The sequence below is a fragment of the Aromatoleum petrolei genome, from assembly GCF_017894385.1.
Lineage (GTDB): Bacteria > Pseudomonadota > Gammaproteobacteria > Burkholderiales > Rhodocyclaceae > Aromatoleum > Aromatoleum petrolei.
Map to the genome: position 1 here is coordinate 4,012,015 of NZ_CP059560.1, position 13,327 is coordinate 4,025,341.

15 protein-coding genes are annotated in these 13,327 nt (G+C 63.0%); 11 read left to right on the plus strand and 4 right to left on the minus strand.

The genetic code is table 11. The features are described from left to right. Window positions 1–34: 34 nt before the first annotated feature. From ToN1_RS18310 to ToN1_RS18360, 11 genes are all read left to right on the plus strand, one after another. Complete coding sequence (locus tag ToN1_RS18310) at window positions 35–640, plus strand: CbiQ family ECF transporter T component (RefSeq protein ID WP_169206121.1); 606 nt, start codon at window positions 35–37, stop codon at window positions 638–640. Continuing rightward, window positions 637–1,431: a tRNA pseudouridine(38-40) synthase TruA gene (gene truA, locus ToN1_RS18315; protein WP_169206161.1), complete on the plus strand. Its 795-nt coding sequence runs from the start codon at window positions 637–639 to the stop codon at window positions 1,429–1,431. Before ToN1_RS18310 ends, truA begins: the two co-directional genes overlap by 4 nt. Further along, window positions 1,432–2,055: a phosphoribosylanthranilate isomerase gene (locus ToN1_RS18320; RefSeq protein ID WP_169206120.1), complete on the plus strand. Its 624-nt coding sequence runs from the start codon at window positions 1,432–1,434 to the stop codon at window positions 2,053–2,055. Beyond that, a complete protein-coding gene (trpB, locus tag ToN1_RS18325; RefSeq protein WP_169206119.1) occupies window positions 2,042–3,253 on the plus strand; it encodes a tryptophan synthase subunit beta in 1,212 nt (403 codons plus the stop codon). The genes ToN1_RS18320 and trpB overlap by 14 nt, the downstream gene beginning before the upstream one ends. 38 nt (window positions 3,254–3,291) lie before the next feature. Then, window positions 3,292–4,107 carry a tryptophan synthase subunit alpha gene (trpA, locus tag ToN1_RS18330; protein WP_169206118.1) on the plus strand — a complete coding sequence of 272 codons (816 nt, stop codon included), beginning with the start codon at window positions 3,292–3,294 and terminating at the stop codon, window positions 4,105–4,107. Next, window positions 4,104–4,973 (plus strand): acetyl-CoA carboxylase, carboxyltransferase subunit beta, encoded by an 870-nt coding sequence (gene accD, locus ToN1_RS18335; RefSeq protein ID WP_169206117.1) that lies wholly within the window; start codon window positions 4,104–4,106, stop codon window positions 4,971–4,973. Before trpA ends, accD begins: the two co-directional genes overlap by 4 nt. Before the next feature lie 15 nt (window positions 4,974–4,988). Further along, window positions 4,989–6,266, plus strand: coding sequence for a bifunctional tetrahydrofolate synthase/dihydrofolate synthase (folC, locus tag ToN1_RS18340; RefSeq protein WP_169206116.1), 1,278 nt, complete (start codon window positions 4,989–4,991; stop codon window positions 6,264–6,266). Between the two features lie 74 nt (window positions 6,267–6,340). Further along, entirely contained in the window at window positions 6,341–6,976 is a 636-nt protein-coding gene (locus ToN1_RS18345; protein WP_248281522.1) for an SPOR domain-containing protein, read from the plus strand. A 19-nt stretch (window positions 6,977–6,995) separates the two neighbouring features. Beyond that, window positions 6,996–7,487, plus strand: a complete 492-nt coding sequence (locus tag ToN1_RS18350) for a CvpA family protein (protein ID WP_169206114.1) — start codon at window positions 6,996–6,998, stop codon at window positions 7,485–7,487. 10 nt (window positions 7,488–7,497) lie between these two features. Then, window positions 7,498–9,021, plus strand: a complete 1,524-nt coding sequence (gene purF / locus ToN1_RS18355; RefSeq protein WP_169206113.1) for an amidophosphoribosyltransferase — start codon at window positions 7,498–7,500, stop codon at window positions 9,019–9,021. Between the two features lie 19 nt (window positions 9,022–9,040). Beyond that, window positions 9,041–10,210, plus strand: a complete 1,170-nt coding sequence (locus tag ToN1_RS18360; RefSeq protein WP_169206112.1) for an O-succinylhomoserine sulfhydrylase — start codon at window positions 9,041–9,043, stop codon at window positions 10,208–10,210. 54 nt (window positions 10,211–10,264) lie between these two features. Here the strand turns inward: ToN1_RS18360 and ToN1_RS18365 are convergent, their stop codons facing one another. Genes ToN1_RS18365 through ToN1_RS18380 form a run of 4 tightly spaced genes read right to left on the minus strand, consistent with a single transcriptional unit; the run spans window position 10,265 to window position 13,327 of the window. Next, window positions 10,265–10,981, minus strand: a complete 717-nt coding sequence (locus tag ToN1_RS18365) for a UDP-2,3-diacylglucosamine diphosphatase (protein ID WP_169206111.1) — start codon at window positions 10,979–10,981, stop codon at window positions 10,265–10,267. 38 nt (window positions 10,982–11,019) lie between these two features. Further along, window positions 11,020–11,514, minus strand: coding sequence for a peptidylprolyl isomerase (locus ToN1_RS18370; protein WP_169206110.1), 495 nt, complete (start codon window positions 11,512–11,514; stop codon window positions 11,020–11,022). 20 nt (window positions 11,515–11,534) lie between these two features. Then, entirely contained in the window at window positions 11,535–12,113 is a 579-nt protein-coding gene (locus ToN1_RS18375) for a peptidylprolyl isomerase (RefSeq protein WP_169206109.1), read from the minus strand. A 38-nt stretch (window positions 12,114–12,151) separates the two neighbouring features. Next, window positions 12,152–13,327, minus strand: coding sequence for a L,D-transpeptidase family protein (locus ToN1_RS18380; RefSeq protein ID WP_244860825.1), 1,176 nt, complete (start codon window positions 13,325–13,327; stop codon window positions 12,152–12,154).

The following is a 13,327-nucleotide window of genomic DNA, read 5'->3' on the forward strand; positions in this document are numbered from 1 at the left end:
TGTGGGGCCGCCGTAAGGCGGCCTGTTCATTTTTATGCATTCCGGATTTCTGATCGCATTGTGGATGGCGTCTGTCGTCGTCCTGCAGCTGTTGCCACCGCAGGTTTTGGGGGCGGCGCTCCTGTTGTGTGCGCTTGCTGGCTGGTGGCTTGCCCCGTTGCGCAGCCTCAAGCTGCTGCGACGCGTGCGCTTCCTGATCCTTGCCATTCTCGTTCTGTTTGCCGGATTCACGCCAGGTGAGGCACTTTTTCCCGGAATTCCTGAGCTCAGTCCGAGCCGCGAAGGGGTGATATTGGCTGCCGAACACGTGGGGCGATTGATTGGGGTCGTGCTGTGCGTGGCCGTGCTGATGGAGGGGCTTCCTGTCTCGCGTCTGGTTAGCGGACTGAACGCGCTGTTGAGCCCATTCGGACGGATAGGGCTCCCCACCCAGCGCCTTGCAGTGCGCCTCATGCTCGTTCTGCACTTTGTCGAGTCGGGGCGGCCCTCCGAGTGGCGCGAGTGGCTGACCAACGATGGTTCCGATGATGACGGTACCGAGAAAATCGTGTTGGCACGTGAACGATTGACGCGGCGGGAATGGACACTCCTGCTCGCGATCCTCGTCGTGGCAGTGCTGTGGTTCGGAGTCGCACGATGAGAATAGCGCTTGGTGTCGAATATGCTGGGGACTCGTTTCAGGGCTGGCAGAGCCAGTCGCACGGGCGGACTGTGCAGGATCATCTCGAGGCGGCCCTTTCAGGGATGGCCGGCCATCCGGTGCGGCTCCACTGTGCCGGGCGGACCGATGCCGGTGTTCATGCGACTGCGCAGGTGGTGCACTTCGACACGCCGGCCGCACGGGAACCGTACAGTTGGGTACGGGGCACGAATGCGCGGCTGAAGGGGCCCGTGTCGGTGCGTTGGGCGGTGGAGGTCGGCGAGGATTTTCACGCGCGCTTCTGCGCCGTTTCGCGCCGGTATCGATACATCCTCTACAACTCGCCCGTGCGCCCGGCGCTCCTGGCGGGGCGTGTGGGGTGGTTTCACCCCCTGCTTGATGAATCCGCGATGGTCGAGGCGGCTCGTTCCCTCATCGGTTGGCACGACTTTTCGGCCTTCCGTGCGGCCGGATGCCAAGCGAAGTCGCCGATCAAGCTCATGCACGAAGCACAGGTCAAGCGCGACGGGGACTACATCGTCTTCGATTTCTGGGCGAATGCTTTCTTGCACCACATGGTGCGCAACCTTGTCGGCTCGCTCCTGTATGTCGGCAAGGGCCATTTCCCCCCGGAATGGATGGCGGACGTATTGCAGTCGTGCGACCGGAGCCGGGCCGCGATGACCTTTACCCCCGACGGACTGTATCTCGCCGGCGTCGAATACCCTTCGCACTGGCCGTTGCCGGATGAAGGGCGTATCATCGCTCTCCCGCGTATCCCCTTCGTCTGAGTGTCCAGAACCCGAATCAAGATCTGCGGCCTGACCCGCGCCGAAGATGTGCATGCCGCCGTCGAGGCTGGCGCGGATGCGATCGGACTGGTGTTCTATCCCCCCAGCCCGCGTTTCGTCGCATTCGAGCGCGCGGCGGAGCTGGCGGCGCTGGTGCCGCCTTTCGTCACGACAGTGGGACTTTTCGTCAACGCCGATGCTGCTTACGTGCTCCAGGCGCTTGCTCAGGTGCCCTTGCAGCTCCTGCAGTTTCACGGTGATGAGAGCGAAGCTCAATGTGCGGCGTTCGGCCGTCCCTGGATCAAGGCTGCGCGAGTGCGCCCCGGGGTCGATCTGGTAGAATTCTCCGCTTCCCACCCGTCTGCTGCCGGATTGCTGCTCGACGCGTTTGTCGACGGCTACGGTGGTGGCGGCAAGGTTTTCGATTGGTCCCTGATTCCCGAGCGCCTCGGGCGGCCGCTGATCCTTTCCGGTGGACTGGACCCCGGCAACGTAGCCGAGGCAGTCCGCCGCATAAGGCCGTGGGCTGTCGATGTGTCCAGCGGTGTGGAGTCGGGAAAGGGTATCAAGGATGCGGCACGGATTGCCGCGTTCGTTGCTGGAGTACGCAATGCAGACGGCTGACAAGCCATACCGGTTTCCTGATGCGCGCGGCCATTTCGGGCCTTACGGTGGTGTCTTCGTTGCCGAGACGCTGATTCCGGCGCTGGACGAACTCAATGCGGCCTACGAGGCATGCCGGAACAACCCGGCCTTCATGGCCGAGTTCGAATACGAGCTCAAGCACTACGTCGGTCGGCCGAGCCCGATCTACCATGCAAAACGCATGTCCGATTCACTCGGCGGTGCGCAGATCTATTTCAAACGAGAGGATCTGAACCACACCGGCGCGCACAAGGTGAACAACTGCATCGGGCAAGCACTTGTTGCGCGCTACATGGGAAAGCCGCGTGTGATCGCCGAAACCGGTGCTGGTCAGCACGGGGTCGCTACTGCGACCGTGGCCGCACGCTACGGCATGGACTGCGTTGTTTACATGGGTGCCGAGGATGTGAAGCGCCAGGCGGCCAACGTGTACCGCATGAAGCTCCTGGGAGCGAAGGTTGTTCCGGTCGAGTCAGGCTCCAGAACTTTGAAAGACGCGCTCAACGAAGCAATGCGCGACTGGGTCACGAACATCCACAATACCTTCTACATCATTGGCACGGTTGCCGGTCCGCATCCCTATCCGATGATGGTGCGCGACTTCCAGGCGGTTATTGGTACGGAATGTCTCGTACAGATGCCCGAAATGACCGGACGTCAGCCCGATTATGTGGTCGCCTGCGTCGGCGGCGGCTCGAATGCGATGGGTATCTTCTACCCCTATATCGGTGTTCCCGGAGTCAGGCTGATCGGCGTCGAGGCCTACGGCGAGGGGCTGGACTCCGGGCGTCACTCGGCCAGTCTTACCGGCGGGACCCCCGGCGTGCTGCACGGGAACCGTACCTACCTGCTGCAGAGCGAGGACGGCCAGATCATCGAGACGCACTCGATCTCGGCGGGGCTCGACTATCCCGGAGTCGGGCCGGAGCATGCCTGGCTCAAGGACAGCGATCGGGCGGAGTACGTCGGTGTCACCGACGAGGAGGCGTTGGCCGCGTTCCACGATCTGTGCCACCTCGAAGGCATTATCCCCGCGCTCGAGTCGTCCCACGCCATTGCCTATGCCATGAAACTTGCGCCGACCCTGCCGCGCGACAAGATCCTGCTGGTCAACCTTTCCGGTCGCGGCGACAAGGATATGCACACCGTCGCCGAAAAGTCCGGCATCCAGTTCTGACTTCGCGGGTCTTCGGCCCGCGCATCCCGATACCGCTTATGTCCAGAATCCAGTCAGTTTTTCAGAGCCTGCAGGCCTCCGGGCGGCGGGCTCTGATCCCCTTCATCACCGCGGGCGACCCCGCTCCTGAACTCACCGTGCCGCTGATGCATGCGCTCGTCGAAGGCGGAGCGGATATCATCGAACTGGGTGTTCCGTTTTCCGATCCGATGGCCGACGGTCCGACGATCCAGCGCGCGTCCGAGCGTGCACTCATCAATGGAATGAGCCTGCGCAAGGTCCTTGCACTGGTAAGCGAGTTTCGCGCGACGAACGGCAGTACTCCGGTCGTTCTCATGGGCTATGCGAATCCGATCGAGGCCATGGGCGTCGAGCGTTTCGTCGCCGCAGCCGCTGCTGCCGGTGTGGACGGTGTTCTTGTCGTCGACTACCCACCGGAGGAGTGCGCGGTGTTTGCACGCACGCTCAAGGCGGCCGACATCGATCCGATCTTCCTTCTCGCGCCGACTTCCACCGAACAGCGCATCCGCGAGGTCGCAACAATCGGCAGCGGCTACATCTACTACGTCTCGCTCAAAGGTGTGACTGGGTCGGGGGCGCTCGATTTCAATGATGTCGCCGCACGCATGCCGCAGATCCGGGAAGGCGTCGGCATGCCGGTTGGCGTCGGTTTCGGAATCCGCGATGCCGAATCGGCTCGTCGCATCGGCGAAGTGGCTGACGCGGTCGTGATCGGCAGTCGCATCATCGAGGAAATCGAAAACAGTCCGCTCGATCAGGCGGTAGCCCGGGTAAAGAACTTCGTTGCGGGCGTGCGTGCCGCGCTCGACCAGATCCAAGGAGCTCCGCGATGAGTTGGCTTCAGAAGCTGCTGCCGCCCAAGATCAAGCGCGCCGAGAGCGCTGCGCGCAAATCAATTCCGGAGGGTCTTTGGAGTAAGTGTTCGGCCTGTGAGGCTGTGCTTTATCGATCAGATCTCGAAAGCAACCAGAGCGTGTGTCCGAAGTGCGGCCACCATCAGCGCCTGCGTGCGCGCGCCCGGCTCGATATGCTGCTCGATGCGGAAGGGCGCTTCGAGATCGGCAATGAGGTCGTGCCGGTCGATTCGCTAAAGTTCAAGGATTCGCGGCGCTACACCGAGCGCTTGTCGGCCGCCAATGACGATACCGGTGAGGCCGATGCTATGGTCGTGATGCAGGGGGCCATCCTGACGGTGCCGGTCGTGGTGGCCTGCTTCGAATTCGAGTTTCTCGGAGGATCGATGGGCTCCGTGGTCGGTGAGCGTTTTGTGCGTGGTGCGAAGGCGGCCCTCGAGCAGCGACTGCCCTTCATCTGCATTACCGCCACCGGCGGTGCGCGCATGCAGGAAGGTCTCTTTTCGCTCATGCAGATGGCAAAGACGACGGCCGCGATCACGCAACTTGCCGAGCGCAAGCTGCCATTTCTCACGATTCTCACCGACCCCACGATGGGCGGTGTGTCGGCGAGCTTCGCCTTCATGGGGGACGTGGTGATCGCCGAACCCGGCGCGCTGATCGGTTTTGCCGGCCCGCGTGTCATCGAGCAGACCGTGCGGGAAACCCTGCCGGAAGGCTTCCAGCGTTCGGAATTCCTACTCGAAAAAGGTGCGATCGACATGATCGTCGATCGGCGCGAGATGCGCTCGAAGGTCGCCGAACTTCTGACCCTGTTGACCCGCCAGCCAGCAATCGGCGTCTGACTGCCGTCTCCCTTCATGCAATTTCCCGACTCCCTGAGCGGCTGCCTCGAGTTGCTCGAAAGCCGCCATGCCACCCAGATTCAGCTTGGCCTGGAGCGCGTCTCCCGTGTGCGCGACGCGCTCGGCGTGCGCAGCGACGCTGTGGTGATCACCGTTGGCGGTACCAACGGCAAGGGTTCGACTTGCGCGATGCTCGAGGCGATCCTGCTCGCTGCCGGATATCGTGTTGGCTGCTACACCTCGCCTCATCTGCTGCGTTACAACGAGCGCGTGCGCATCGATGGGCGCGAGGTTGAGGACCGGATCCTGGTGGATGCCTTTCGTGCCGTCGAGGAGGCGCGCGGACACACCTCGTTGACGTATTTCGAACAGGGTACGCTCGCCGCCTGGTGGGTATTCTGCCGCGAGCCGCTCGATGTAGTCATCCTCGAGGTCGGCCTGGGGGGGCGCCTTGATGCGGTCAATGCGATCGACCCCGATTGTGCCATCGTGACGGGGATCGCGATGGACCACATGGACTGGCTGGGCGACACGCGGGAGAAGATCGGCTTGGAGAAGGCAGGAATTTTCCGCGCCGGACGTCCGGCGATTTGTGCCGATCCGATGGCCCCGGCCACGCTGGTCGATCATGCACGCGCGATCGGTGCCGAACTGAAGCTCGTTGGCCAAGATTTCGGACACAGCGGTGACCGCACGCAGTGGGCGTGGTGGAGTAAGGGTGGTGTGCGTCGGGGAGGTCTTGCCTATCCTGCGCTGCGCGGCGCCAACCAGCTTCTGAATGCGTCGGCCGTACTGATGGCGCTGGAAACCCTGAGGCAGCGGATTCCCGTGTCCATGCAGGCGGTGCGCCAGGGGCTGATGCTCGTGGAACTGCCAGGGCGCTTCCAGGTGCTGCCGGGAAAACCTTCGGTCGTGCTTGACGTTGCGCACAATCCGCAGGCTGCGGGCGTACTGTCGGAAAACCTGTCGAACATGGGCTTTTTCCCCGAGACGTGGGCGGTCTTGGGAATGCTCGCGGACAAAGATGTTGAAGGGGTCGTGAGGCTGATCGAGGATCGCGTCGACCACTGGATGCTCGTGAGTCTCCCCGGGGCTCGCGGGCTCAGCGCCGAGAGGCTTGCAGAGCGGCTGCGCAGCGTTGGTGTGCGTGGTGACATCCAGCTTTTCGCTGAACCCGTCGAGGGCTACGAGGCCGCCCGTCAATCTGCTGGCGAGGGTGATAGAATCGTAGCCTTTGGCTCATTCCTGACGGTCGCGGATGTTTTGGCTGCCGCCCGTGCCGCTCGTCATTGAGGCTCCGCGTGACCGATAGCGACAACGTCGAACTCAAGAAGCGCGCCCGGCGTCGCTTGGTTGGGGCCGCCGCCTTGGCGCTGCTCGCCGCGATCATCCTCCCGATGGTGATGGATCAGGAACCGAACGCTCCAACGCAGGACATCCAGGTCACGATTCCCGACCGCGAGGCCGACAATGCGCTGTCGCGCCCGATCGCGAGTCGTCCGGCACGCGAACCCGAGCCGCCGATCGCGCCTCCGCCGGACGAGCAGCCGCCCATGCCAGCTCCTACCGAGGCACAGCGGCAGGAAGCCGCCGCAATCACTCCGCCCCTGCCTCGCCCCGCCCCGACGCCGGAAGGCGCCCAAAAGGGAGGCAGCTCCGCATTGATCGCGGTCGAGCCACAGAAGCCCGCGCCATCACCGGCGGCGAAGAACGCGATATCCGACAGCGCGCGCGCACAAGCCATTCTCGACGGGAAGCCTGCGGTCGCTTCCGCGCCGGCTGCAGGAAACAGTTTCGTCGTCCAGATCGGTGCCTTCGGTGATGGCGCCAAGGCCGCTTCGATTGCGGCGGACCTCAAAAGAAGGGGCTTTGCGGCCTACACTGAAAAAGTCGGCGCGATGACACGAGTCCGGATTGGGCCGTTCGGTGGGCGCGACGACGCCGATAAGGCCGCCCAGCGCGTGCGAGCGAGCGGGTTGAGCGGTTCGGTCGTGTCGAAATGAGTGTGCGCAGACATCTGCGATGACGGTATTCGATTACGCGTTCCTCGGTGTTCTCGCTTTGTCGGCGGCTGTCGGCATGTGGCGCGGGTTGGTGAGCGAGGTGATCGCACTGCTTGCTTGGGCGGTTGCGCTCTTCGCCGCTTGGCGCTACGCAGGAGAGGCGTCCGCACTGCTTGTGGACATGATTTTCGATCCGGCTTGGCGCCAGATTGCTGCATTTACGCTGATCTTCGTTCTGGTGCTGGTCCTTGCGGCGCTGTTGCGTTTTTTGCTTCGGGAACTGCTCAAGGCGGTGGGGCTGGGTACGGCCGACCGCGTTTTCGGCGCTCTGTTCGGCGCCGCTCGCGGGGTTGCCATTGCTCTCGCGGTGGTGCTTTTCGGCGGCCTGATCGGAATTGCGCACGAACCATGGTGGTCGAACGCAATGTTCGCGCCCCCGCTGGAGACGGCAGTGATCGCTGCCAAACCGTGGCTGCCCGATGTGGTGGCCACAAAGATTCGATACAGATAGGTGCTATTCCATGTGCGGAATCATTGGGGTCGTAGCAAAATCCCCGGTCAATCAATTGCTCTATGACGGCCTGCAGGTGCTGCAGCACCGCGGACAGGATGCGGCGGGTATCGCGACGTCGGAGGGCGGGCGCTTCCTCATGCACAAGGGGCCCGGGCTCGTGCGCGATGTGTTCCGCACGCGCAATATGCGCAATCTGGTCGGAAACTGGGGTATCGGCCACGTCCGCTACCCGACTGCAGGCTCGGCATGCAATCCCGCGGAAGCGCAGCCGTTCTATGTGAATTCGCCTTTCGGCCTGCTATTGGCCCACAACGGCAATTTGACGAACTCCGAGGAACTGAAGCGCGAGATGTTCCTTTCGGATCTGCGCCACATCAACACCAACTCCGATTCGGAGGTGCTGCTGAACGTGCTCGCGCACGAGTTGCAGGCCGCCGCCAAGGGCTTCAAGCTCGATGAAGACGCGGTGTTCCGTGCCGTGGCGGGCGTGCATCGCCGCTGCCGCGGCGCGTACGCCGTCGTCGTGATGATCGCCGGCTTCGGCCTGCTGGCCTTCCGCGATCCGTTCGGCATTCGGCCGCTGGTCGTGGGGCGCAACGACGTGAATGGCGGCCAGGAGTGGCTCGTGGCCTCCGAATCGGTCGCGATGGATGTTCTCGGTTTCAAGACCTTGCGCGACGTCGCACCGGGTGAAGCCATCCTCATCGATACGGAAGGCAACTTCCGCAGCCGGCAGTGCGCCGACCGGACCGTCGAAGCGCCCTGCATGTTCGAGTTCGTGTACCTGGCGCGTCCCGACTCGGTGATGGACGGGGTGTCCGTCTACGAGTCGCGCGTCAAGATGGGCGAATTCCTGGCTGACAAACTCAAGCGCGTCGTACCTCACGCCGACATCGACGTCGTGATCCCGATCCCGGACTCCAGTCGCCCTGCTGCGATGGAGATGGCGCACCGGCTGGGCCTCCCATATCGCGAAGGCTTCGTCAAAAATCGCTATATCGGGCGCACCTTCATCATGCCCGGCCAGGCCACGCGACGTAAGTCGGTTCGCCAGAAGCTCAACACCATCCCGCAGGAATTCAAGGGGAAGAAGGTCCTGTTGGTCGATGATTCGATCGTTCGTGGTACCACCAGTCGCGAGATCGTGACGATGGCGCGCGATGCGGGTGCCGTGAAGGTGTATCTCGCTTCGGCTGCGCCTCCGGTTCGTTATGCCAATGTTTATGGCATCGACATGCCGACTCGTGCCGAGCTGATCGCTGCCGACCGAAGCGAGGACGAGATCCGCCGAGTGATTGGTGCCGACGGACTGATCTATCAGGACATCGACGATCTCAAGGCCGCCGTGCGCGCGGTCAATCCCGCGATTAAGTTCTTCGAGACCTCCTGTTTCGACGGCTGCTACGTCACCGGCGATATTACGGCCGAGTACCTGAACGGCGTCGAGAACCAGCGTGGCGAGAGCAAGTCGGGCGACGACGGCGAAGGAGGCCAGCTCGATCTGAACCTGGTGGCAAATCAGGACAACTGAGCAGGACGAGCGAGCGGAAATGAGCGAGTACGAGTTTGACACCCTGGCCGTGCGTGCGGGGATTGCGCGCAGCCAGTTCAATGAACACAGCGAAGCCCTCTATCTGACCTCGAGCTTCGTCTTTGAGAGCGCGGCCCAGGCTGCGGCGCGCTTTTCGGGGGCCGATGAGGGCAACGTCTATGCCCGGTTCTCCAATCCGACCGTGACGGCAATGCAGCAGCGCCTTGCTGCGCTGGAAGGGGGTGAAGCGTGCGTCGCGACGGCCTCGGGTATGGCGGCCATCCTCTCGCTGGCGATGGCCACATTGCAGGCCGGCGACCACGTGGTCGCGTCGATGGGGCTCTTTGGTGCCACGCAACAGCTTTTCGGCACGATTCTGGCCAGGTTCGGCATCGAGACGATTTTCGTGCCGGCGACCGATCCGGACGCCTTTCGCGCAGCGATAAAGCCGCGCACGCGACTCTTTTTCATCGAGACGCCGTCGAATCCCCTCACCGAGGTCATCGACATCGCCGTGGTGGCCGAAATCGCGCATTCCTGCGGTGCGATCCTCGCGGTCGACAATTGTTTCTGTACGCCTGCGCTGCAACGTCCGCTCGAACTGGGGGCCGACGTGGTCGTGCATTCCGCCACGAAATACCTCGACGGCCAAGGGCGGGTACTCGGCGGTGCGGTGGTCGGCAAGAAAGCCATCGTCGATGATGTACTGAAGTTCCTGCGCACCGCCGGCCCCGCGATCTCGCCGTTCAACGCGTGGGTGATCCTGAAGGGGCTGGAAACCTTGCGTATCCGCATGGAGGCGCAGTCCAAGACCTCCCTTGAGCTCGCGCGCTGGCTCGAGCAGCAGGCGGGCGTCGAGCGGGTCTATTACCCCGGCTTGGCGTCCCATCCCCAACATGAACTCGCGATGCGGCAGCAGAAGTCCGGCGGGGCGATCGTAAGCTTCGAAGTCGCCGGCGGGCGAGAGGGCGCATGGCGGGTCGTGGATTCGACGCGTTTGATGTCGATCACGGCCAACCTTGGGGATACCAAGACCACTATCACTCATCCGGCGTCTACGACTCATGGGCGCATCACGGCTGAAGCGCGTGCCGCAGCCGGCATTACCGAGGGATTGCTGCGGATCGCCGTCGGCCTCGAGTCTGTCGAAGATCTGCGCGCGGATCTCGCGCGCGGCTTGGTCGGCTGAAGATCTCTACGGGGGCGGGCGCGCGGCGCTCGCCTGCGGGGAAGGGCAATGCCCTCACGGGCCGGGGTGGAAGGCTTTTCCCTCCCACGACAGCCAGCTTGCCGTCCCGCGCCAGTCGGACAGGACCCAGCGCTCGCACTGCCGCCCGTCCACATGATGCAGGTGATGTGCCGGCCGGTGCGTGTGGCCGTGGATGAGTATTGGATAATCGTGGGCGCGCAGGAGGGCGTCAACGGCTGCGGTGTTAACGTCCATAATTTCCTCCGCCTTTTCCTGCTTTGCCGTTTCGCTGTGCTTGCGCAGGCCTTCGATGATCATCCTGCGTTCCGCGAGGGGGCGGGCAATAAATGCTTGCTGCCACTGTGGATCGCGGACCTGTCGTCGGAACGCCTGGTAGGCGTGGTCGTCTGTGCACAGGCTGTCGCCGTGGGTGATCAGGACCCGGCGGCCGTCGAGGTCGATTTCGGTGGGGTCGGGGAGGATGGTGAGCCCGGCAGCCCGGGCGAAATCCGCGCCGACGAGGAAATCGCGGTTGCCTGCGACGAAACCGACCCGCGTGCCACCGGCGGCAAGTGAGGCAAGAGCCCCCGCGACCTCCCGGTTCAGCGGCGCGTCACGGTCGTCGTCGCCCGCCCAGTATTCGAACAGGTCGCCGAGGATGTACAGGGCGTCGAGCTCCCGCGCCTTCCCGTCGACCAGCTCGAGGAAAGCGCGGGTGTTGTCCGGGCAGTTCTCGGACAGGTGCAGATCCGCGATAAACAGGGCCGACATGCGCGAATGGGCGGTTGAAACGGGTCGGCCCGGTGAGATCAGACGATCTCGGCGCGTTCGATGATGACGTCTTCGACCGGCACGTCCTGGTGGAAGCCGCTCGAGCCGGTTTGGACCGCACGGATGCTGTTCACGACGTCCATGCCTTCCGTGACGCGGCCGAACACGCAGTAGCCCCAGCCCTGGATGTCCGGCGCGCGGAAATTCAGGAAGTCGTTATCGACGACGTTGATGAAGAACTGGGCGCTGGCCGAGTGGGGGGCCTGGGTGCGGGCCATTGCGATCGTGCCCGTGAGGTTCTTCAGGCCGTTGTCGGCTTCGTTCTTGATCGGCTCGCGGGTAGGCTTCTGCTTCATGCCAGGCTCGAAACCGCCGCCTTGGATCATGAAGTTCTTGATCACGCGATGGAAGATCGTGTTGTCGTAGTGGCCGGCGCTGACGTAGTCGAGAAAGTTCTTGACCGTTTCGGGGGCCTTGTCGGCATCCAGTTCGAGCGTGATTGTGCCGTGGTTCGTATGCAGTTTGACAGCCATTGAGGGCTCCTCGGGATTCGTTACTTGGATTGGCCGGTTTTCGCGGCCTCGATGAGGCGGACCGACTCGATGATGACCGGTTCGGTCGGGACGTCGCGCATGCCACGAACGAGACCGGTGCGCGTCTTGCCTATCTTCTGGACCACGTCCATGCCGCTGCTCACCTTGCCGAACACGGCGTAGCCCCAGCCGTCGCGCGAAGGATAGTCGAGGAAGCTGTTATCGACGAGGTTGATGAAGAACTGCGCCGTGGCAGAGTGGGGATCGGAGGTCCGTGCCATGGCGAGCGTCCCGGTTTCGTTGCGCAGCCCGTTCTTGGCCTCGTTCTGGATCGGTGCGCGAGTCGGTTTCTGATTCAGTGATCCATCGAAGCCTCCGCCCTGGATCATGAAACCATCGATGACTCGGTGAAAGATCGTGCCATTGTAGTGGCCGCTCTTCGCATATTCGAGGAAATTTTCGACCGACTTGGGAGCGTTATCGGCAAACAGCTCGAGGACGACCGTGCCCTGGTTGGTGCGCATCTCGACCATGGGATTGGCGGCCTGCGCGATGGCACAGCAGACGAAGAGAATCAGGCTTGTGAAAACGCGTTTCATGGCGAGCTTCCGTTGAGGGGTGAATTTTGGGACGGCCGTCAGGCCTTGCCTTCATAGACGATCTTCCAGCGACCGTCTTCCTTGAGCCAATACTGGCGCTTGCGTACGCGGTCGGACAGGTCGTCGCTGCGATAGTCCTGCTCGAAAGTCACGACGACGATATCGTCGCGCCCCGGATTACGGAACATGCTCAACTTGTCGAGACGCACCTTGATCCATTGGCGGCTTCGGGCAATCTTGCGTTTCTGTTCTGACCACTCAGCGAGATTCTGGGTGTCGCTGCGGAAGTCCTTGGAATAGTGGGAGAGGTAGCGGCTCACGTCCGCGGTCTTCTCCCAGTCGCGGCGCCAGTCCTCGATCGCGAGTTGCAGGTTACGGCGTTCGGTCTGCCAGTCGTCCAGTGACAGCCATTCGATCTCGTTGCTGATGATCACCGGCGTAAGACCGGGTTGGACGAAGTTCGATAGTTTAAGGAAGTCCTGATTCGCGAGTGTGACACAGCCCTCGGAAGAGAGCGGCGGACGAGCGTAGGTGTCGCTTGGGGTGCCGTGCAACCAGATTCCGTGTCCTGTGCGGCCGAGACGCCGATCCCACTCATTCGGGTAGTTGATCGGGAAGGCGCCGCTGCCGTACAGATCAGGCAGCTTGGCCTGTTCGATGAACGAGGTCACTTCGTAGACGCCGAGGGGAGTCTTGTTGTCGCCCTCGACGCGCTTGTCCGCGCCGGCCTTCCCGTGGCTGATGTAGTAGTCGGCGACGAAACGTGGCTTTCCGCCCTCATTGGCGTACACGTACAGGCGTGCACGCTTGGTGTCCACGACGACCGCGAAGCGCTGGTCCGGGCCCATCTGCAACAGGTAGCGTGGGATGTGACGCGTCGCAGCGGGTCGTTCCCGATACGCGCGCAGGCGCGCAATCGCCTCGTCGCGCAGTCCGTTGACTCGTTCAGCTGGGGCCGACGCATTGCCGAACGTCGAGATCGGCTTGGAGCGTGCAAGCAGCAGGTCGCCCTTGATCAGATGGGCCAGGCGGAAATTCGGGTAGACATGCAGCAATTCGTCGGTGCGTTGGAGTGCCCTTTCGAGTCGGTTGGCTTCGATCTCCGTGAAGACGTATTCGAGCGATGCATCCGGGCCGGAGTCGGAGATGCCGAGCGGAGCAGGGGCCGCGGCAGCGGCGAGCGGCAGCGCCGCAGCGGCCAGTGTTGCGATCAT